At 72.8% G+C, this 20058-nt stretch carries 19 protein-coding genes; 8 read left to right on the top strand and 11 right to left on the bottom strand.

The window, feature by feature from the left end; translation table 11 throughout:
• Positions 1–50 precede the first annotated feature (50 nt).
• Entirely contained in the window at positions 51–596 is a 546-nt protein-coding gene (locus BJ965_RS02765; protein ID WP_184907186.1) for a hypothetical protein, read from the bottom strand.
• Between the two features lie 170 nt (positions 597–766).
• Positions 767–1753 carry a fibronectin type III domain-containing protein gene (locus BJ965_RS02760; RefSeq protein WP_184907185.1) on the bottom strand — a complete coding sequence of 329 codons (987 nt, stop codon included), beginning with the start codon at positions 1751–1753 and terminating at the stop codon, positions 767–769.
• A gap of 416 nt (positions 1754–2169) precedes the next feature.
• Between BJ965_RS02760 and BJ965_RS02755 the strand changes: the two genes are divergently transcribed.
• A complete protein-coding gene (locus BJ965_RS02755; protein ID WP_184907184.1) occupies positions 2170–2868 on the top strand; it encodes a glycoside hydrolase family 75 protein in 699 nt (232 codons plus the stop codon).
• Between the two features lie 73 nt (positions 2869–2941).
• On the opposite strand, the gene BJ965_RS02750 is transcribed toward BJ965_RS02755, so the two are convergent.
• From BJ965_RS02750 to dhaK, 3 genes are read right to left on the bottom strand one after another with little or no spacing between them, the layout of a single operon-like run.
• Positions 2942–3352: a PTS-dependent dihydroxyacetone kinase phosphotransferase subunit DhaM gene (locus tag BJ965_RS02750; RefSeq protein WP_184907183.1), complete on the bottom strand. Its 411-nt coding sequence runs from the start codon at positions 3350–3352 to the stop codon at positions 2942–2944.
• Positions 3345–3944 carry a dihydroxyacetone kinase subunit DhaL gene (gene dhaL, locus BJ965_RS02745; RefSeq protein ID WP_184907182.1) on the bottom strand — a complete coding sequence of 200 codons (600 nt, stop codon included), beginning with the start codon at positions 3942–3944 and terminating at the stop codon, positions 3345–3347. The genes BJ965_RS02750 and dhaL overlap by 8 nt, the downstream gene beginning before the upstream one ends.
• Positions 3945–3993: 49 nt before the next feature.
• Entirely contained in the window at positions 3994–4986 is a 993-nt protein-coding gene (gene dhaK, locus BJ965_RS02740) for a dihydroxyacetone kinase subunit DhaK (RefSeq protein WP_184916681.1), read from the bottom strand.
• 217 nt (positions 4987–5203) lie between these two features.
• Here dhaK and BJ965_RS02735 point away from each other — a divergent pair, with 217 nt between their 5' ends.
• The 4 genes from BJ965_RS02735 to BJ965_RS02720 all read left to right on the top strand — a co-directional run bounded on the left by BJ965_RS02735 (position 5204) and on the right by BJ965_RS02720 (position 11924).
• Complete coding sequence (locus BJ965_RS02735; protein WP_184907181.1) at positions 5204–8413, top strand: glycosyl hydrolase family 95 catalytic domain-containing protein; 3210 nt, start codon at positions 5204–5206, stop codon at positions 8411–8413.
• Between the two features lie 232 nt (positions 8414–8645).
• A complete protein-coding gene (locus BJ965_RS02730; RefSeq protein ID WP_184907180.1) occupies positions 8646–9812 on the top strand; it encodes a hypothetical protein in 1167 nt (388 codons plus the stop codon).
• Positions 9813–9926: 114 nt separating this feature from the next.
• The gene (locus BJ965_RS02725; RefSeq protein WP_184907179.1) at positions 9927–10526 is read left to right on the top strand and encodes a hypothetical protein; all 600 of its coding nucleotides are present in this window, start codon (positions 9927–9929) and stop codon (positions 10524–10526) included.
• Between the two features lie 303 nt (positions 10527–10829).
• A complete protein-coding gene (locus BJ965_RS02720) occupies positions 10830–11924 on the top strand; it encodes a carboxylate-amine ligase (protein ID WP_184907178.1) in 1095 nt (364 codons plus the stop codon).
• A gap of 17 nt (positions 11925–11941) precedes the next feature.
• Here the strand turns inward: BJ965_RS02720 and BJ965_RS02715 are convergent, their stop codons facing one another.
• The gene (locus BJ965_RS02715; protein ID WP_184916678.1) at positions 11942–12292 is read right to left on the bottom strand and encodes a hypothetical protein; all 351 of its coding nucleotides are present in this window, start codon (positions 12290–12292) and stop codon (positions 11942–11944) included.
• A 187-nt stretch (positions 12293–12479) separates the two neighbouring features.
• On the opposite strand from BJ965_RS02715, the gene BJ965_RS02710 reads away from it, so the two are divergent.
• Positions 12480–13766, top strand: a complete 1287-nt coding sequence (locus tag BJ965_RS02710; RefSeq protein ID WP_184907177.1) for a PP2C family protein-serine/threonine phosphatase — start codon at positions 12480–12482, stop codon at positions 13764–13766.
• Positions 13767–13791: 25 nt separating this feature from the next.
• On the opposite strand, the gene BJ965_RS02705 is transcribed toward BJ965_RS02710, so the two are convergent.
• From BJ965_RS02705 to BJ965_RS39020, 4 genes are all read right to left on the bottom strand, one after another.
• Entirely contained in the window at positions 13792–14433 is a 642-nt protein-coding gene (locus BJ965_RS02705) for a DNA alkylation repair protein (protein ID WP_221513399.1), read from the bottom strand.
• Between the two features lie 109 nt (positions 14434–14542).
• Positions 14543–15772 carry an acyl-CoA dehydrogenase family protein gene (locus BJ965_RS02700; RefSeq protein WP_184907175.1) on the bottom strand — a complete coding sequence of 410 codons (1230 nt, stop codon included), beginning with the start codon at positions 15770–15772 and terminating at the stop codon, positions 14543–14545.
• A gap of 259 nt (positions 15773–16031) precedes the next feature.
• Positions 16032–16637: a dihydrofolate reductase family protein gene (locus tag BJ965_RS02695; RefSeq protein WP_184907174.1), complete on the bottom strand. Its 606-nt coding sequence runs from the start codon at positions 16635–16637 to the stop codon at positions 16032–16034.
• A gap of 76 nt (positions 16638–16713) precedes the next feature.
• Complete coding sequence (locus tag BJ965_RS39020; protein ID WP_246545823.1) at positions 16714–17355, bottom strand: hypothetical protein; 642 nt, start codon at positions 17353–17355, stop codon at positions 16714–16716.
• A gap of 273 nt (positions 17356–17628) precedes the next feature.
• On the opposite strand from BJ965_RS39020, the gene BJ965_RS02685 reads away from it, so the two are divergent.
• Positions 17629–18729, top strand: a complete 1101-nt coding sequence (locus tag BJ965_RS02685) for a winged helix DNA-binding domain-containing protein (RefSeq protein ID WP_184907173.1) — start codon at positions 17629–17631, stop codon at positions 18727–18729.
• A 112-nt stretch (positions 18730–18841) separates the two neighbouring features.
• Positions 18842–19423, top strand: a complete 582-nt coding sequence (locus tag BJ965_RS02680; RefSeq protein ID WP_184907172.1) for an Rv1733c family protein — start codon at positions 18842–18844, stop codon at positions 19421–19423.
• 95 nt (positions 19424–19518) lie between these two features.
• Here the strand turns inward: BJ965_RS02680 and BJ965_RS02675 are convergent, their stop codons facing one another.
• Entirely contained in the window at positions 19519–19974 is a 456-nt protein-coding gene (locus BJ965_RS02675; protein WP_184907171.1) for a hypothetical protein, read from the bottom strand.
• Positions 19975–20058: the final 84 nt, after the last annotated feature.

The raw sequence follows: 20058 nt of genomic DNA, 5'->3' as shown, positions 1-20058 counted from the left end.
GCCCGTCCGCCCGGAGCGCTTCGGGGGAACGGGCCGCCGTCCGTACCGGGTCAGAGCCGGTACGGCTTGGTGCGCCGGCGCAGGTACCAGGCCGCTCCGAGGACGCCGGCGCCGACCAGCGTGCCGCCCGCGACGAGCGTGACGGTTCCGTAGTCCGTCGTGCTGCCGCCGACCCCGCCCATGACGCCGCGGGACGGCGACGCCGAGGGGGACACCGACCGCGAGGGGGAGGGGGAGGGGGCGGTGGAGACCACGACGGACTGCGTGCCCGCGGTGGTGCCGTCCGAGCAGACGACGATGACGGTGTAGGTGCCCGGGGAGACACTCGACCAGGCGGCCGACTGACTCGTGGACGTCCCCGACAGCGTCACCTGGCGGCCCTGGGCGAAACTGCCCTGACTGCTGGTGAGAAGCGAGGCGGTGCCCCAGCTGCCGTTGATCTGGGTGCATGAGCTGGTCGTGACCGACACCGTGGACCCCGTGGTGCTCACGGAGATGCCCGGGCCCGCGACGGCGGGCACCGCGGCCAGGGCGAGGGGCAGCGCGGCGACTGCCACGGTCAGGCCGGAGCGGAGAACTGACGATGAGTTGCGCATGTGGACTGCCCTCCGGCGGCACGGTTGGCGGTACATCCCTTGCGCCGCCGAGGGTCGGGGAACGCCCGTGCTGCCTCGAGGTCAGCCAAAGCTCCCCGGGCCCCGGCCGCACGTCGAGCGCCCCCGTGCAGGTGACGGGTTGCCTCTCCCGGCCGAAGCGGCGGAGTGCGTCAGCGCCCCGAGCCCGTCGTCACCGCACGCTCCGCCGAGAAGCCTCCCCAGGTGCCGTCGGGCAGCATCGCCCGGACGCGGACCCGGTGGGTGACACCGGGGCGCCGCCCGGCGTAGAAGCTGTAGGTGGCCCGCTCGCGCGGGGCGGCGCCGCCGTACACCAGGGATGTGGCGGGCCTGCCGTCCAGAGGGATCTGGTACTCGGTGACCTCGCCGTCCACGCGGGGCGGCACCCAGCTCAGATCGAGCTGGTAGGCCCCGTCCTCGCGGTGGCTCGTCGCCCGGAAGCCCGTGGGGGCGGTGGCCCGGCCGTCGCCCCTGCCCGGTGTGGTGAGGCGGACCGCGGGACCGGCGGGGGAGACGTTGCCGGCCGCGTCCCGGGCCCGGACGGTGAACGTGTAGTCCGTGCCGGGCCGCAGCCCTGTGAGCACGGTCGCGGTCTGGCCCCCGCCCACACTGTGGATCTTCGTGCCTCCCTGGTGGATGTCGTACGACACCACACCCCGGTCGTCCGTCGAGGCGGACCAGGACAGCTGGACCGCGCGGCTTCCGGCCGCCCGACCGCGGGGCGCCGACGGGCGGGTCGGCGCGGAGCGGTCGTCCACGGCGGCCGCGGGTGTCCTCGCGGGCACCCGGCGGCTCGGCGGCCCGAGCAGGCCGTCGACGTCCCGCGCCCGTACGGAGAAGAGGTACCGCGTGGAGGGCCGGAGCCTGGTGACATCCACCATGTGCTGTGAACCCGGCACTTCTCTGACCTTCGTGGTGCCGCGATACACCTCGTAGCGATCGGCCCGGGCGGTCGCGTTCCACATGACGTGCACGCTCGTCGCGCTGCCCGCCGCAGCGGTGACACCCGTCGGCGCCCCGGGCACCCCCACGCCGTCCCGTTCCTCCGCTCCGGCCCAGCCGCAGGAGGCGAGCAGGAGGAGGGCCCCGCAGAGGGCCAGGCGGCGCGGGAGGGATGGGGGAGCGGAACGTCCTCGCACGGCACTGCCTCCGGGGGTGGGCGGCCAGCAGGTTCACGGGAATGGTCCGGACCAATATGACGCTGTTGGCGCGATCACATCAAGAGGCTGGCCGCCGGTCATGGAAGTCGCCTCGTGGGGGCGTCACCCCCGGCCGTGCGTGACCACCCGCAGGAGTTACGTATGCTGAAGCCCTCACGGCCGAACTCCGCGCGTGCAGCGGGGAGTTCAGGCCTGTCGCGCGGAACCGCTGTCGTCGCAGATCCCGCGCCGGCGCGGGCGGCCGGGCGGCCGGAGCCTTACGCGGACTCAGGCGCCCGGCCCCTGTCGGAGGTTGGGGACGTGCACCGTCCGGCCCCCCAGCGGTGGCCGGGTGATCGCCTCGGGACCACATTGGGCTGAGTGCCCGTCAGGTCCCCCACGAGAGGCTTCGTATCGTGCGTGTCCAGTCGCTCACTCTGGCCGTGGCCAGCGCCGCCCTGCTCGCCCCTACGACACCCCCCACCGCCCACGCCCGGCCCGCCGTGTGGCGCGAAGGCACCGTGAGCACCGCCGATCTGCTCGCCAAGGTGCGGGACTGCGCTCCCGTCTCCCGCGGCCGGTACCGCAGTGACAACGGCGCACCCGCGAACATCCCGGTCTGCGGCACCCGCGACGCCGTGTTCTGGAAGGCCGACATGGACATCGACTGCGACGGCACCCCCGGCCCTCGCTGCAACCGCCGCACCGACCCGTACTTCGCCGCGAGCACGGCCTACGCCGGCTCCGACGGCCGCCCGTTGAGCGCCGAGCGTCTGCCCTTCATCGTCGTACCCGCGCCGAGCGCCCTCTGGGACTACCGGGACCACGGCATCGGCGGCGGTTCGGTGGTGGCCGTCATGTACCGCGACCGGGTCCAGTACGCGGTCGTCGGTGACACGGGCCCGCAGGGCATCATCGGGGAGGCGTCCTACGCGACCGCCGAGGCCCTCGGCATCCGCGCCGACCCGCACGGCGGCGGTGCACCCTCCGGTGTCACCTACATCGTCTTCAAGAACACCAAGGTGTCGCCCATCGAGGACCACGCCGCGGCCGTGACCGAGGGGGAGCGGATGGCGAAGCGGTTCGTCGAAGGGGACGCGGCGGACGGGGGCTGAGCGGCTGACACCACGTCACCGGCACGGCTGCGGCCGGGCACCGCCTTCGGGCGTGCCCGGCCGCAGCCGTCCCTCACACCTTCCGGTACGTGTACGCCTCCGTGGCCGCCGCCTCCACCGCTGCCAGGTCCGCCCCGGTGGACGCGGTGACGACCGCGGCCACGGCCCCCTCCACGAAGGGGGCGTCCACCAGGCGTGTCGGCTCCGGGAGTTCGTCACCCTCCGCGAGCAGCGCCTTCACCGTGAGCACGGCGCTGCCCAGATCGGTCAGGACGGCGACTCCGGCGCCGCGGTCGACGGACGCGGCCGCGGCGGCGATCAGTTCGGAGCTGGTGCCGAGCCCGCCACCCTCGGTGCCGCCCGCCGGAGCGACGGGCACCACCGGGCCGCCGCCCGCGAGGCCCTTCGCCAGCTCGGCGACGGACGCGGCCACCGCCGCGCTGTGCGACACCAGAACGATCCCCACCAGCTGCTCGTCACTCACCTGCGGCCTCCGTGAGTCCGGCGATCAGCAGCGCCGCCGACGTGGCACCCGGGTCCTGGTGGCCGATGCTGCGCTCGCCCAGATAGCTGGCCCTGCCCTTGCGTGCCTGCAGGGGCGTCGTCGCCACGGCGCCCTCCTCCGCCGCGGTCCGGGCCGCCGTGAACGACTCGCCGAGCGCGTCCACGGCGGGCACCAGCGCGTCGATCATGGTCTTGTCGCCCGGGGCGGCACCACCGAGGGTCATGACCGCGTCCACGCCGGCCCGCAGGGCCTCGGCCAGCTGTTCCGCACTGACCTCACCGGCGTCGCCGAGGGCCTTGCCGGTACGGCGCAGCAGCGTGCCGTACAACGGCCCCGAGGCGCCGCCGACCGTCGAGATCAGCTGGCGTCCGGCGAGGGTGAGCACCCCGCCGGGCGTGCCGGGGGGCTCTTTCTCCAGGGCGGCCACGACGGCCGTGAATCCGCGGTGGAGGTTGCTGCCGTGGTCGGCGTCCCCGATGGGGGAGTCGAGGGCGGTGAGCCGTTCCGCCTCGCGGTCGACGGACGCTGCGGTCGCCGTCATCCAGCGGCGGAAGAATTCGGCGTCGAGCACTGGGTCTCCTTGCCTGGTAGGTACGTGGTGATCCTCTACCCCCTTCGGGTCACATGCCCCAGCGCAGACCCGGGGTACTCACCGGCGCGTCGTACAGCCGCAGCAGTTCCTCGTCGACCTGGCACAGGGTGAGCGAGGCGCCCGCCATGTCCAGAGAGGTGACGTAGTTGCCCACGAGGACACGGGCGACGGGGACGCCGCGCTGGGCGAGCACCCGGTGCACCTCGGCGTTGAAGCCGTACAACTCGAGCAGCGGCGTCGCGCCCATGCCGTTGACCAGGACCAGCACCGGATTGCGCGGCTGGAGGTCCTCCACCACCGCCTCGACGGCGGCCTCGGCGATCTCGCCGGAGGTCATCATGGAGCGCCGCTCCCGGCCGGGCTCACCGTGGATGCCGATGCCCAACTCCAGTTCGCCGGGCGGCAGATCGAAGGTGGGGCTGCCCTTCGCGGGTGTGCTGCAGGCGCTGAGCGCGATCCCGAAGCTGCGGGAGCTCTCGTTCACCTGCCGCGCGATGGCCTGGACCCGCTCCAGCGGCATGCCCTCGGCGGCCGCGGCACCCGCGATCTTCTCCACGAACAGGGTCGCGCCCGTACCGCGCCGTCCCGCCGTGTACAGGCTGTCGGTCACGGCCACGTCGTCGTTGACCAGCACCTTCGCGACCTGGATGCCCTCGTCCTCGGCCAACTCGGCGGCCATGTCGAAGTTGAGCACGTCACCGGTGTAGTTCTTCACGATGAACAGCACGCCGGCGCCGCTGTCCACGGCGGCGGCCGCGCGCAGCATCTGGTCGGGCACGGGGGAGGTGAACACCTCGCCCGGGCAGGCCGCCGACAGCATGCCGGGACCCACGAAGCCGCCGTGCAACGGCTCGTGGCCCGATCCTCCGCCCGAGACCAGTCCCACCTGCCCGGCGACGGGAGCGTCCCGCCGCACGATCACCCGGTTCTCCACGTCCACGGTCAGCTCCGGGTGGGCAGCTGCCAGGCCGCGCAGTGCGTCCGCGACCACGGTCTCCGGGACGTTGATGAGCATCTTCACGGGTACCTCCAGGTGAGACTGGTCCATGTGCCTCTGGCCTTCATTTTTGCAGTCCGGGATGGGCCGGGCCAGTTGCCGACCTTGGCGGTCATCGTGTGCTGCACGCCCCTAGACATCCGATCTATATCGCGGCCACGATGTTCGGGCCGCTGGTGGATGTCGATGCGGCGTCAATTCCTCCACGAAAGAGCCGATGAATGGGCCGGGAGATCACACCGTGGGCAAAGAATCCCAACCGCAGCGACGCAGCCTTCTCAAGTTCGGCGGTGGCCTCGCCGTCGCCCCGCTGCTCTCCCGGGTGACCGGCGCCTCTCCCGGAGGACAGGCTGTCGCCGCGGAGGCCGGGGAACCGAGGGCTTTCCGGTGGCCCACCCTGACGCGCGAGGCGCTGACCTACTCCGTACCCGCCGCGGACTGGCAGTCCCAGGCACTGCCCATCGGTAACGGCCGGCTCGGCGCCATGCTCTTCGCCGATCCCCACGAGGAGCGCATCCAGTTCAACGAGCAGAGCCTCTGGGGCGGGGTCAACGACTACGACAACGCCCTGGCGGGCAAGCCGGACAGCGAGTTCGACACCGGCATGACCGGCTTCGGCTCGTACCGGAACTTCGGTGACGTCGTCGTCACCTTCGCTCCCCGTACGAGCCCGGAGGTCACGGCTCCCGGAGGTCCGTACAGCAGCTCCTCGTCGGAGGGTGTCGACAAGACGTACGACGGTCGGCCGACTACCAAGTGGTGCGTCGAGGGGCCGGGTGCGAAGGTGCAGTGGCAGGTCGAGCTCCCCACACCCACGGCGGTCGCGTCCTACCGGCTGACGAGCGCCGACGACGTACCGCGGCGCGACCCGCAGGAGTGGACGTTCTCCGGTTCCGCGGACGGCACCACCTGGAACACGCTCGACAGACGCACTCTCGACGCGCCCTTCGAAAACCGCTTCCAGACCAAGGAGTTCACCTGCGCGGAGAGCGCGGCCCACCGCTTCTACCGCTTCGACTTCACACCGAAAGCAGGCGTCAGCCACTTCCAGGTGAGCGAGATCGGCCTGACCGGCGTCGACCTCGGCGCGGACGGTGTGATGTACCTGTCGTCGCCGAGCGGGCACTCCAGAGGATCCGGCGCCGGGGCACGGTCGCGGGCCACGGGCATCTCGAGTTCGGTGGACCGCGATCCCGTCACGGTCTGGCGGGTCGACGCAGCCACACCGGAGGTCGTGTGGCAGGCCCACCTGCCCCGCCCGGTCGCCCTCACCTCTTACACCCTGACGGCGGCCCCGGACCGCCCGAGGGACGATCCCGGACGATGGCGGCTGGAGGCGTCGCAGGACGGGCAGGCCTGGACGACCCTCGACACACAGAACCCCGCAGTGCCCTTCGACGGGCGCGGCGAGACCCGGACCTTCCGGATCACCGACGACACCGCCTACCGCACCTACCGGCTCACCCTGACGCCCCGAGCGTCGTCCGGAGGCGTCCAGATCGCGGAGATCGCGCTTGCGGGCCAGGGCTTCGACACGCGCACCCTGCGGACGGTCGTCGACTACCAGCGCTCCCTCGACTTCGTGAACGGCCTCCACGTCACCCGTTTCGGCGCGCCGGGAAGGCGCGTGCTGCGCGAGGCCTTCGCCGCCCGGTCCGCGGACGTCATGGTCTTCCGGTACACGGCGGAGCGCGCCCGCGACCTCTCCGGAGCGATAGCGCTGACATCCGCACAGGACGAGGCCCCCACGACCGTCGACGCCGCCGCCGGGCGGATCGCCTTCAGCGGCGTCATGGGCAACGGCCTCAAGCACGCGTGCACCGTCCAGGCCGTGCACACCGACGGCGATCTCCGGGCCGACGGTCCGGTGCTCCGGTTCAGCGGATGCACGACCCTGACCCTGTTCCTCGACGCCCGCACCGACTACAAGCCGGACGCCGCCGCGGGATGGCGCGGAGCCGATCCGGCACCGGTCGTCGCCAGGACGCTCGGCAAGGCAGCCGCCCGGCCCTACGACTCACTGCGCGACGAGCACACCGCCGAAGTACGCGCCCTGACGAAACGCGTCGCGGTCGACTGGGGCACCTCCGTCGCCGCCGTCACGGCTCTGCCGACCGACGCCCGGCTGGCCCGCTACGCGGCTGGCGGGGCGGACCCGACACTCGAGCAGACGATGTTCGACTACGGCCGCTACCTGCTCGTCAGTTCCTCCCGCCCGAACGGCCTGCCCGCCAACCTCCAGGGCCTGTGGAACGACAGCAACCAGCCCGCATGGGCCTCCGACTACCACACCAACATCAATGTGCAGATGAACTACTGGGGAGCCGAGACGACGAACCTGCCGGAGTGTCACGAGGCGCTCGTCCGGTTCGTCGAGCAGGTGGCGGTGCCCAGCCGTGTGGCGACCCGCAATGCCTTCGGCAGGGACACGCGCGGCTGGACCGCCCGCACCAGCCAGAGCGTCTTCGGCGGCAACGCGTGGGAATGGAACACCGTCGCGAGTGCCTGGTACGCGCAACACCTCTACGAGCACTGGGCGTTCACCCAGGACATGGACTACCTCCGCACCGTCGCCCACCCGATGATCAAGGAGATCTGCCAGTTCTGGGAGGACCACCTCAAGGAACGCGAGGACGGACTCCTCGTCGCCCCCGACGGCTGGTCGCCCGAGCACGGGCCGCGCGAGGACGGCGTCATGTACGACCAGCAGATCATCTGGGACCTGTTCCAGAACTACCTCGACTGCGAGTCGGTGCTCGAGGCGGACCCCGCCTACCGGGCCAGGGTCGCGGACCTGCAGGCACGCCTCGCACCGAACAAGATCGGCAAGTGGGGCCAACTGCAGGAGTGGCAGGAGGACATCGACAGCCCCACCGACATCCACCGCCACACCTCGCACCTCTTCGCCGTCTACCCGGGCCGTCAGATCACCCCCGGGACACCGGACTTCGCGGCCGCCGCCCTCGTATCGCTCAAGGCGCGCTGCGGCGAGAAGGAAGGCGTCCCGTTCACGGCCGGGACGGTGTCGGGCGACAGCCGCCGTTCATGGACCTGGCCCTGGCGCGCGGCTCTCTTCGCCCGCCTGGGCGACGGCCACCGCGCCCGGATCATGCTGCGCGGACTGCTGACCTACAACACGTTGCCCAACCTGTTCTGCAACCACCCGCCCTTCCAGATGGACGGCAACTTCGGCATCTCCGGTGCCGTGGCGGAGATGCTCCTGCAGAGCCACGGCGGCGTCATCCACCTGCTGCCCGCCCTGCCGGACGACTGGAAGGCGAAGGGTTCCTTCACCGGACTCCGCGCACGGGGCGGCTACGAGGTCGGCTGCACCTGGCGGAACGGGAAGGTCACCTCGTACACCGTCACGGCCGACCGGGCCCGGAACCGGAACAAGGTCACCGTGCGGGTGAACGGCACCGACAGGAAGGTGACGCCGGCCAAGCCCTGAGCACCGGGCCCGGAGGGGACCAGCCGTCCCTGCGCACAGGGGAACATCCGGTTCTACGACTTCCCCCGCCCTCCCTGGCGCCGCCGGCTGCGAGGATTGCGGCGAACGGGCCTCTCCGCCCCCTGCACGAGTTCCCGGAGGACCGGCGATCCACCACTCCACCGCACCGGCCCGCCCCACGGGCGGCCGGCACACGACGACACCACCGAGCCCGGCCACGGCGGGGCCGGGGATGCCGAATCCCACCGTCCGGTTCGTGGCCGCCGTGAGCGCGGCGCTGGTGCTGGCTCTGGCCGCCTGCGCCCCGAGCGGCTCCGACGACCGGGGGCCCGGTGACCGCGACCGCGAGGCCAGGTACCGGCGTGTCATCGAAGACCCCCACCCGCTCCCCGCCGACGTCATCGAGGCGGCCGGGGCCCCCACGGGCGTGGCCCGCGCGGACGACGGCTCGCTCCTCCTGACCTTCGACGCCGGCAACGTCGAGGACGACGAGGGGCCGGCCGCCTCCGCCTGGCGCATCGTCGGCCCCGACGGCCGTACGGTCGCCGAGCACGCGGAACACGGGGACGCGGAGGCGGTCCGCGCCGAGTTCAAGGGGGTACCCGGGGGCTTCGTGCGGGTGCCGGCCGGGGAGAGCGCCGACGGAGCGTACGCCCTCGACGTACGGGGCAGACGGCACGCGGTCGACATCACCGGTACCCCGTTGCGCACCCGCCCCGGCGACATCCTGCTCGCCGAACCGGAGCCGACCCTCGTCTACCGCCCCGCCACCCGCACCGTGGCGCCCCCGGCCGGGGTGCCGGACGACACCGTCCGCCTTGCCGTCGACGAGCGGGGTACCGCCTGGAGCCTGGACCAGTCCCTGACCGAGGCCCCCGACCGCGTCGTACGGCAGCGCGACGGCCGCACCCTCGGTTCCACGGCCGTCCCGAGGCCGTACGCGGGCGGCGCCCTCACCGCGCGGGGCGGCACCGCCGCACTGTCCCTCCTCCAAGGCGACGACGTGCGCGGCCTGTTGGTGACGACGGACGCCGGCGCGCACTGGCGGACGGTGCTCGGCGGCGGTGTTCCCTGGAGGGAACTGAAGCGTGGCCCGGAGTTCCTGGTCCTGGAACTGCTCGCGGACGGGCGGCTGCTCGTCGGCGAGGAGGGCGGCCGCTACTGGCTCGCGGACGACCGCGGCAACAGCGCCTTCCACGAGCTGCGGACCCCTGCGGCGTTCACGTCGTTCGCCGTCTCCGGCACGACCCTCTACGGCATCGCCGACGCGACGACGGCGACGTACGACCTGGTGAAAGGCGAAGGCCTGTGGATCTCCCGCGACGGCGGCGGCGAGTGGCGGCGCCATGAGCGGCACGGGCGCCGGAGTCCCGCCGCGGTGGCGAAACCCCCGATGTGATCTCCGGCCGCCTCAGCCTCGGGCGCACGAGCATCCTCGCGGAGTGTGGTCGGCGCGATGGCGCCGGTGCCCGCCCACGAGACGGGGAGTGGCGGCGATGAGAAGGTGGGCCTCATGTCCACCTCAACGCCCGCCCGCCGCGCCCTCCTTGGGCCGGCCGCGGCACTCGCCCTGGCGGCGGCCCTCACCGCCTGCGGCGACCTGCACGCCTCGGAGGCGGCGGGAACCGCTCCGAGCCCGTCCGCCCCGTCCTCACCTCCTGCCTCCGGTGCCTCGCCGTACGTGGAACCCGGCGCCGGCGACGGCGCCCCGCACTACAACGACAACAACGCCTACCGCCGCGAGGGCGAGATGGCTCCGGCCCACGAGAAGGACGCCCGGCGGGAGGCCGACCGCATCCGGCCGGTGCTGGAGCGCCTGTGGAAGCAACGCGAGTGGGATCCCGAGCACGTCCGGGCGGCTCTGCTCCGGCTCGGCTACGAGGAGGAGCGCGTCACGCAGAGCGGCAGACGCCTCGGCGGCACGCTCACCGTCACGGAGATGTCCGCGCGCTGGAAGGACGACCACTACGTCACGCCCGCGGGGGCGCGGGTCGCCCTGCGCGTCCACGCCGACGCCTGCGTGTCGGCGTTCGTGCAGAAGTCGAACTTCGAGGTGCGGACCAACGGCCCCTACCCGGAGACCGGCTGCTTCGAGCCCCCCTACGGTCACTGAGGGGCGCGCGGCGCCCATGCCGTAGTCCGGCCGTGCCACCGGGTACCGAACAGGGTTCAGCAGTGGATCTTCTCCGGGCGGTCGTCGAACAGCGTGCCGGTCAGGGGGGGGCGAGAGTCCAAGCGTTTTCTCTGCCTGTGTCGTGTTTTGTCCCGCCGCGAGCGCGGCACTCGGTAACCCACGAGCGTGCCCCCTGAGAGGTGACCATCGCTGCGTGAGGCGCGCCAGCAGCGCCTGCGTGAGGTGTGCCCGAAGCGCGCCGGAATCCGGCCCGGCTCCGCCGGGTGGAACAGAGGGTGGTCGATGACGACGATCGGCGTGGAAGAGGAGTACCTGCTGCTCGACCCGGTCACGGGCCTGCCGGTACCTCAGGCGGACAAAGTGCGCGCAGCGGCGGGCGTGGGGCATCTGGTGACCGACCAAGAAGTGCAGTACGAACTGCTCCAGGCGCAGGTCGAGGTGGCCACACCGGTCTGCCACACCCTGGAGGAGGTCGGCGGCCATCTGCTCCGGCTGCGGCACGCCGTCGGTGTGGCCGCCGAACAGCACGGCTGCCGGATCGGGGTGTGCGGCACCCCACCGCTGCGGCACGGCCGCCCCATCGCCGTCACCGACCAGGCCCGCTACCGGGCCATGGTCACCCAGGCACCGCAGCTGGTGGCGGAGCAGCTCGTCAACGGCACCCATGTGCATGTGGCCGTGCCCGACCGGGAAGCGGGTGTACAGGTCCTCAACCGGATCCGGCACCGGCTGCCGACGCTAACGGCCATGGCGGCGAACTCACCCCTCTGGGACGGCCACGACACGGGCTTCGCGAGCTGGCGCACGGTGATCTTCAGCCGGTGGCCGGTCAGCGGCGTGCCCCCGCACTTCGACGACGCCGCGGACTACGACCGGCGCGTGGAACGCCTGCTGGAGTCCGGCCTGATCTCCGACGTCGGCCAGCTCTACTGGCAGGCCCGCCTCTCGGCCACGTATCCGACCATCGAAGTGCGGTGCCCGGACGTCCAGCTGCGCGCGGACGAGGCGGTCATGCTCGCCGCGATCGTCCGGGCCCTCGTGGAGACCGCCCTGGCGGAAGCGGCCGCCGACTCACCCCTGCCCGACAGCGCGCCGGAACTGCTCCAGGCCACCATGTGGCACGCCGCCCGGCACGGCCTCGGCGACACCCTGGTCGACCCGGGCGGCACGCCGCACCGTGCCGGCGACGTGCTCTACGAATTCCTGCGGCACGTGGCTCCCGCCCTCGAGGCGTCCGGCGACTCACGGCAGGTCACGTCCCTGATCCACCGGCTGCTGCAGGACGGGACCGGCGCCGACCGGCAGCGCGCCGCCCTCGCCAGGGGCGGTCTGCGGGCGGTCACCGAACTCATCAGCGCCCAGAGCACGATGCCGTGACGCCGCTGAACCGCTCCTCAGGCCGCCGCCGCGAACGCGGCCGAGACGGCCGTGTCCACACGCGCGTGGACGACCAGTCGCGTGCCGCCCGTGTCGGCGCCCACCTCGAGCGCTCGACGGGTGGGCGCGCTGTGCGTGGCCACCGACATCAGCGTGCCCAGCCCCCTGCACAGGCGGTGCACCCGGAGGACCACGCTGACCACCGCGCCCCGGGCGGCCGAATCGTCGAGGACGATGACGACGGGCGCCGGCCGGTAGGCCCGGACGAGGTCACTGATCTGCGCGAGGAGCACGGCGCGCCCGCCGACCCCGGGGTCCTCATGGACCGTGACGACGAGAACTCCGTGATCGAGCGAATGGGACAGCAACACGGCCTTCGTGCCTCCGTTTCCTTCCCCGGCGGGTCGTTTCGCCATGGAAGTACCCGGAGCGGGCCCGTCGAAGCCTGGCCGAGCCGTTGCCGTCCCCGGCGGCGCCCCGCCGGGGGCCGCGGGCCCGTCTCCGGGACGCCGCTTCTCGGGTGGCCGTCCAGTGCGGCGAACGGAGGCGAGACCGATGGAGCGCAGCGGTGAGGGTGCCCGGCGGATGCTCGCCGAGCTGTTGGACGCCAGCCATCTCATGCCGATCGAGCTGCTTCCGGCCAAGGCGACCGCGTGCGCACGCGCGGCCTCCTTCCACCAGGTGCTGATCTACGTGGCCGATCTGCAGCGCACCACCCTGCGCCTGGTCCCGGGGGGCGAGGCGGCTCCCCAGGGGCACGACACGGAGCTGCACGTCGAGGGGACGGTCGCCGGGCGGGCCTATCAGTACGGCGACGTCCTGCCCGCCGCACCCCCGGGCGGTGAGCTGTTCCAGTGGTGGGTGCCGCTGCTGGACGGGACGGAACGCATCGGGCTGCTGCGGGTGAGCACCGAGCGCGACGACGCCGAGGCCCGCGTGGACATGGAGGCGCTGGCGGCGCTCATCTCCCTGATCATCGTCAGCAAGAGGGGCACCAGCGACGCACTGGCCAAGCTGGTGCGCGCACGGCCGATGAGCGTGACCGCGGAGATGCAGTGGAACCTGCTGCCCCCGCGCACCTACGCCGACGGCAGGGTGGCGATCTCCGCGTCCCTGGAACCGGCCTACGACATCAGCGGCGACGTCTTCGAATACGCCGTCGACGGGCCCCTGGTCCACCTGACGATCTTCGACGCGATGGGCCACGACACGGCGGCCGGCCTGTCCGGAGCCCTCGCCCTCGGCGCCTGCCGCAATGCCCGCCGCCAGGGGGCGGGCCTCGTGGAGAAGGCCGACGCCGTCGAAGCCGCCCTTCTGGAGCAGTACGACCACCGGCGCTACGTCACCGGAGTCCTGGCCACCCTCGACACCCGCACCGGTGTCCTGCGGTGGGTCAACCGCGGCCACCATCCGCCGATCATCATTCGCGACAACCGCTGGACCAGTCATCTGGCCTGCCCGCCGGCCCACCCGATGGGCACCGACCTGGGGCTGCGCACGCTCGTGTGCGAGGAGCACCTCCAGCCGGGCGACCGTATCGTCTTCTACACCGACGGCATCACCGAGGCGCGCCGCTCCGGTGGCCGGGAGTTCGGCCTGGCACGCTTCACCGACTTCCTCATCCGCCACCACGCCGACGGCCTGCCCGTCCCCGAGACGCTGCGCCGCCTCATCCAGGCGGTCCTCGAATACCACGACGGCCGTCTCCAGGACGATGCCACGGTCCTGCTGTGCGAGTGGATCGGCCCGCACCTGCAGCCGGCCGACACCGCGGCCGGTCTCACGGGCCTGTCGTCGACCGGCCTCCGCGGCGAAGGTGGCGCCGCGGGGAACCCCCGCTGAGCACCGGCCGCCCAGGGGCACGCGCCTACGACTGCTGCCGCCGGACCATCTCGTCGATCCAGACGGGCGCGTACGGCGATGTGCAGCCCGGGGACGTCGGGTAGTCCTTGAGCACCTCCAGGCGCTCACCGATGCCGATCGCCCGGCCCCGGAGCTCGGGACGCTCGATGCCGATCCGGGCCAGGCAGTGGTTCATCGCCCACTGCAGACGGTCCGGGCCGTCCTTCATCTCCGCCTCGATGACGTCGAGCAGCCCCGCCAGGTCCAGGCCCTCGGGCCTCTTCGCCACCCGCTCGGTGGTGAGCGCCCAGCCGGCACTCGCGACGACGGGGTCCGGATCGGCGGTCCAGGCCAGACGCAGTTCCTCACAGTGCGGGCTCTTCTTCACCACGTAGTTCACGAGCCAGTCGTGGACCTTGGGGGCGCGCGCCCCGCGCAGCATGACGTCCAGCTCGTCCCGCCCGAACGCCTTCGGACGGCAGATCAGAAGCGCCAGCAGCCGCGCGGCGGTGTCGTCCGTCTCCCAGAGGCCGCGGGCGAGTTCATGCTGTGTCTTCAGTCGCTTCGCGAGCGCGCGCAGCTTGCCGAGGTTCACCCCGTGGTCGTCGCCGTGCCGCTCGTTCACCGCCCGCGCCTTCGGGTCCTCGAGCGCGGCCAGCTCGGCCATCACCTCGGCGACCGTCGTCCCCGTCCGTGTCGTCCCGGCCACCTCGGCCTCCTGTCCTGCTCGTGGGGGATTCACCCTACGGCGGAGCGGACGGCATGTCCCCGCGCGGTCAGACGGGGAGGACGAACGGAGGGTACGCGCCGTTGAGGAAGTAGTCCCCGACGTCCCGGAGGCGCTGGCCCACGGGCTCGTACAGGGTGTGGGTCCGGGCGTTGCGCCAGAACCGGTCGAACCCCAGCCGCGCGGACGCGGAGCGGGCACCGATGATGTCGAGGGCACGGGCGGTGGTCTCCTGGGCGGCCCTGGACGCGGCGGCTTCGGCCATGGCCACGAGGACGGAGACCTCCGCGTACTCCTCGTAGGTGAGGTCCTCGCCGTCGGCCAGCCCGCCCCGCACGGCCTGGCACGCCTGGTCGGCCAGGGCGGACGCCGAGCGGGTGAGCACGGTGAGCTCCCCGTACGCCGTGAGCACCTGCGGGTCCTGCGGGGCGCCGGCCGGCCGGTCCGGCAGCCAGGGCGAGTGGCCGGTCCTGCTGTACTCGCGGGCCTCGGCGAGCACGCCCTCCGCCATGCCGAGCCGGAGCTGCACCGACAGGAGGCGACCGACCGGTGACACCAGGGCCGTCAGGGGCGACAGGACTTCCTCGTCCGCCGACAGGGAACCCAGTACGTCGTCGGCGGCGACCGGCACGGCGTCGAACTCCGCGCTGCCGCCTGCCGCCAGCCGCTGGCCGAAGGGGTCGGCGTCACCGTCGACGGCCACGCCCGCGAGGGCCGGATCGACCACGAGCACGAGGGGTTCGCCGGTGTCGGCCCGCACCGCCCGTACGGCGAGCCGGTCTGCGACCAGGACACCGGCGGCGTAGCTCTGGCGGCCGTTCAGCACGTACCCCCGCGTGTCCTCGGTGAGTATCAGCGCCGGTTCCTGGCGGGCCAGGCCGCCGCCCCAGCACCACTGTTCGGTCGCGGACCGCCGCTGGAGCCGGGAGGCGAGGGCGGGGTCGGCGAAGAACCGGGCGCTCCAGGACATGAAGTAGTGACAGCCGAGAAGCTGGCCGATGGCGCCGTCCGCCGCCGCGATCTCCCGGACCACGGCATACGCTTCGGCCCAGTCCCCGCCGCCTCCTCCGAGCTGCGCCGGGACGAGCAGCGACAGCAGCCCCGACTCGCGCAGCCGCGACACCTCGTCGAACGGGGGCTTGCCGGCCTGTTCCCGGGTCACGGCGTCCGTGGCCAGGTCGTCCGCCGTCTCGCGGGCCACCCGCAGCCAGTGCGCTCGGCCGGGCCCGCGCTCGTCGGACTCCATGGCGGGGCCGGACGGCGCCGGGGCAACGCCCATCGCGTGACTCTCCTCAAGTTCGCTTGCAGAGCGGGGTGTTGAGCCTCACGGGCGGGAAAGACATGTGGGCCATGCGCATCATCCTGCGCAGCCGCGCAAGTCTCCGTCAATACTTTCCTAGTAAGTCGATAGGAAACATAGGGAATGGCCGGCGGCCTGGTCTCACGATGTGACAACTCGCCGACGCCCGCCAGGCCGCACTCCACCTCACCGCCGTCCTCGTCCCGGCACGGCAGGGCACTGAGCGAGGGGCCAGAACCTAGTAGCTGTCGTAGCCGGGCCTGCCGGTCGGCCGGTAGACGCCGACGACGGTGCCGCTCTTCGTCGTCGAGACACCGACCGGCTCCAGCGCGGTGGGGACCGCTCCGTCGGCGAACAGCCGCTTGCCGGTGCCGATGATCACCGGATGGATGGTCAGCCGGTACTCGTCGACCAGGTCGTGCCGCATGAGCGTCTGGGCGAGGTCGCCGCTGCCGACGACGTTGATGTCGCCGCCGTCGGAGGCCTTCAGTTCGCGCACGGCGTCGGCGACGTCGCCCTCCAGCAGCGTGGAGTTCTCCCACTCCAGGGACGTCAGGGTCCGGGACGCCACGTACTTGCGCATGCTGTTCATCCGCTCGGTGAACGGGTTGCCGGGATCGGCGGTCGGCCAGTACGCCGCGAAGATGTCGTACGTCTTGCGGCCGAGCAGCATCGCGTCTGAGGGCTCGTACCAGCCGGCGATGGCCGCGCCGACCTCGTCGTCGGACACCGGCTTCTGCCAGCCGCCGTGCTCGAAGCCGCTCTCGGCGTCCTCGTCCGGACCGCCCGGAGCCTGCATGACGCCGTCCAGGGACAGGAACGTGCAAACGATGATCTTGCGCATGGTGCGCTCCCTTCGTGTCGACGGGTGGACTGCGCGACCATCGGAAACTCATCGGCCGGGGCCTGGCGGCGCGGCGTCACCGACTCCGTTGCCCCGTCACGAACGGGCCGGTGGCGGAGGCCACGCACAGGTCCACGACCGTCCTGGCACCGGCCGCGGAGCCGGCCGTGCAGAGCCGTCCGCCGCGGTCGCGCAGGTCGAGGGAGAACCGCGTGGCCGCGCCCGACTGCCGGAGGCCGTGGATGCGCTCGTCGATGTAGCCGAGATCCTTCAGGACCGCCCTGACGTCGGTGGGCGTGGGCTTCTTCAGGCCCCTGAGGGCTCGGGCCACGCGCTCCGCATGGAGGTGTCCGGCGCACCAGTCCCGGGCGTTGAGCTCCACCTCCGGCCCGGCCGTGGGGGCGATCGGCACGACCGCGCCGCTCGGCGGTGTCTCCTCCGCACCGGACGGCATGGGGTTGGCAGGCCCGGACGGGGGTGCCTGCGGCGGGCCGTCGGCGGGGCAGGTCTCCGCGACCTCGTCCAGCATCTTCGAGAAGGCCGTACCGGGCCGGTCCTCGGCGCCGCCCGCGGGACTGGTCAGGCCGGCGTCGGTGCCGGCGCTCTCGGTGCCGCATGCGACGAGTCCAACGGTGGCGACGAGCGCCGTCACGAGTGTGATGTGCGAGCGCCGCAGCGTGTGGGCGGCCGTGCCGACCAGCTCGGAAAGTCTTCTCATGCGCCCAGTGTTCGAGCGGACCACGACGGGGACATGAGTGTGCCTACTCAGATGAGCAGGAGGAGTCACTCAGCTCCGGCAGCATCGTCGCGCCCCGCCTGGTGACACCCGCGTGGCCGCGCCGACATTGAGCGCGGCGACGGACGCCCGGAGAGCCCCACCGGCACGGGACGCGGTCACGGCCTGACCGCATCCCGTGCGAGCGTGAGCACGCGCGCCGCCCCGACACCCTGCCCACGGGTCGGCACACGACCCGAGAACCGAGGTGCTCCGATGACCGTGCTCGACGCCCGGGCGCTCAACCGCGCCACCCTCGCCCGGCAGTTGCTCCTCGAGCGCGCCGGCCTGCCGGCGCTCGACGCCGTCGCGCACCTGTGCGGTCTGCAGGCGCAGGAACCGCAGGAGCCGTTCCTCGGGCTCTGGTCGCGGCTGCGGGTGTTCGACCCGGCGGAGCTGTCGGACCTGCTGACCGGGCGACGTGTCGTGCGCACCCACCTCATGCGCCGCACCGTCCACCTCGTGACCACCGACGATGTCGTGGCCTGGCGTGCCCGCCACGACGGCATGCTGCGTCAGCGGGTCCTCGGGGTCTACCGGCGCGAGCTCGACGGGGTCGACCCCGATGAACTCGCCGCGGCGGGCCGGGAGGTCCTGGCCGACGGCGAACCCCGCTCCATGCCCGAACTCGCGAGAGCCGTGGCCGGCCGCTGGCCCGCGGCGGGGCCCCGGCCCCTGGGCGAGATGCTGGTCGCCGCCCTGCTGCCCACGGTCCAGCTGCCGCCGCGCGGTCTGTGGCGCACGAAAGCGGGAGCGCGTTACGCGCTGATCTCCTCCTGGCTGGGACGCGAGATCGACCCGCCCGCCCCGGACGGCTCCGACCCCGTGGGCCAGGCGCTGGTGCGGCGCTACCTGACGGCCTACGGCCCTGCCGCCTCGGCCGACCTGCGTGCCTGGTGCGGCCTCGCCGGACTGCCCGGCGCGGTCTCCGCCCTGCGCGAGGAACTCGTCGCCTTCCGCGACGAGCGCGGCCGCGAACTGCTCGACCTCCCCGACGCGCCCCGCCCCGACCCCGACACCCCGGCACCCGTCCGGTTCCTGCCGGCGTTCGACAACGCGATCCTCGGCTACCACGACCGCAGCCGGATCATCGACGACGCGCACCGCCACCTGTCCGTGGCCGGCGAACGCGTCGTCCTGGTCGACGGCAGGGTCGCCGCGACCTGGACCGTGGAGGCGGACACGGTACTCGTCACCCCGCTGCGCCGCTTCTCCCGGACCGACCGCACCGGCGTCACCGAGGAAGGACGGGCGATGGCCTCCTTCCTGTCCGGCGACGAGAGCGACCGGGTACGGATCGCGGCCTCTCCCGGCTGAACCACGCCCCACGCCCCCCGGAAGGAACCGACGGCGTTGATCGGCGAGCGTTCACGGCTGTCAGGCGCACACTGGAAGGGTGCTGCCGGTGCTCACGAGGGGGTGTCGGCCTATGACAACGTCAGTGCGTACGACCGTGCGGTGGTGGCGGTGGCGACGCAACGTGCTCAAACGGCGCGTCGATGTCGTCGAAGCCTGGGTCGTGCTGGCCGGCTGGGTGCTCGCCCTGCTGGGCGGGGTGGTCGCCGGGTTGGTGGCGGCGGGCACGGTCGAGCAGGCCGTCGAACGGCAGCGGGCCGAGAGCCGCCAGGTCCCGGCGGTGGTCGTCAAGGACGCGCCCGGCCCGTCATCGGCCGGCGGAGCGAGCGACCACCGGGTGTGGGGCAAGGTGCGGTGGACCGCGCCGGACGGCTCGATCCACCGGGACGAGGCCCGGGTACCGCCCAGGGCCCCCGCCGGGAGCACCCACTCCGTGTGGGTGAACCGGAGCGGTGACCTCACGACGCCGCCGGTGACCGGCGGCGAGGCCTGGCTGCACACCGTCATGGGTGGTGCGCTCGCCGGGGTGTTCGCGGGCAGTGCGGTACTGGGAGCCGCGTGGCTGACCCGCCTGTTCCTCGACCGGCGGCGCATGGCCCAGTGGGAGGCCGAGTGGGAGCGGATCGACACGAGAAGGGGCTGGAAGACGGGCTGAGACCTCGGCTCCGTGTCAGAGGACGGGGCTGGGTGTTTTGCCCCCTGCCCCGTCCCTGCTCGAGTTCGGCATGGCCCCCACCCGCTCTGCGCGCGCTACCGCGACGGCGGCGGGACGGAGGGCGTGGACGGCACGGGCGTCGCGGTGGACAGCCGCGCCGTGGCGCCCTCGACCTGCCGCACCGTGCTCCCCTCGGGCCGGTGGCCCGTGCCCGCGCCGGTGGACAGCTGGGACCAGGCACCCAGCGCCAGGGCGACGGCGGCCGCGGTGGCGACGACCCGCCCCGCCCGCCGGACCTTGGACCGGCGGTCCAGGTCCCGCCACGCCCCACGGACCCACAGGTCCTCCGGCTGCCACAGGTCACCGACGGCGTGCGGGGGCTGGAGCTGCCGCCCCGCCGCCCGCTCCCTCGCGGAGGGTTCCCTGGGCGCGGAGAGCCGTATGGCGGACTCGCTGTCCGTGAGGAACCTCAGCCAGACCTCGTCGGAGACGGGGGGAACGCCGTTCGGCTCGCGGGGAGTTCCCCGCCCGTCCGGCTCTTCGGTGGCCACGTCCCGTCATCCCCTCTCCGACCGTCGGTCCTGATCCGTGCGCAGCGCAAGATCAGTATGCCGCCCGGGTCCCGGAGCCGCCTC

Origin of the sequence: Streptomyces luteogriseus (assembly GCF_014205055.1) — a bacterium.
Taxonomy (GTDB): Bacteria; Actinomycetota; Actinomycetes; order Streptomycetales; family Streptomycetaceae; genus Streptomyces; species Streptomyces luteogriseus.
This window is presented reverse-complemented; position numbering and strand designations above follow the sequence as displayed.

Coding starts and splice junctions, on each gene's coding strand:
- BJ965_RS02765 (WP_184907186.1), bottom strand. CDS start 596: ATGCGCAACTCATCGTCAGTTCTCCGCTCCGGCCTGACCGTGGCAGTC.
- BJ965_RS02730 (WP_184907180.1), top strand. CDS start 8,646: ATGCCGAATCCCACCGTCCGGTTCGTGGCCGCCGTGAGCGCGGCGCTG.
- BJ965_RS02725 (WP_184907179.1), top strand. CDS start 9,927: ATGTCCACCTCAACGCCCGCCCGCCGCGCCCTCCTTGGGCCGGCCGCG.
- BJ965_RS02720 (WP_184907178.1), top strand. CDS start 10,830: ATGACGACGATCGGCGTGGAAGAGGAGTACCTGCTGCTCGACCCGGTC.
- BJ965_RS02710 (WP_184907177.1), top strand. CDS start 12,480: ATGGAGCGCAGCGGTGAGGGTGCCCGGCGGATGCTCGCCGAGCTGTTG.
- BJ965_RS02705 (WP_221513399.1), bottom strand. CDS start 14,433: ATGGCCGAGCTGGCCGCGCTCGAGGACCCGAAGGCGCGGGCGGTGAAC.
- BJ965_RS02700 (WP_184907175.1), bottom strand. CDS start 15,772: ATGGGCGTTGCCCCGGCGCCGTCCGGCCCCGCCATGGAGTCCGACGAG.
- BJ965_RS02695 (WP_184907174.1), bottom strand. CDS start 16,637: ATGCGCAAGATCATCGTTTGCACGTTCCTGTCCCTGGACGGCGTCATG.
- BJ965_RS39020 (WP_246545823.1), bottom strand. CDS start 17,355: ATGAGAAGACTTTCCGAGCTGGTCGGCACGGCCGCCCACACGCTGCGG.
- BJ965_RS02685 (WP_184907173.1), top strand. CDS start 17,629: ATGACCGTGCTCGACGCCCGGGCGCTCAACCGCGCCACCCTCGCCCGG.
- BJ965_RS02680 (WP_184907172.1), top strand. CDS start 18,842: ATGACAACGTCAGTGCGTACGACCGTGCGGTGGTGGCGGTGGCGACGC.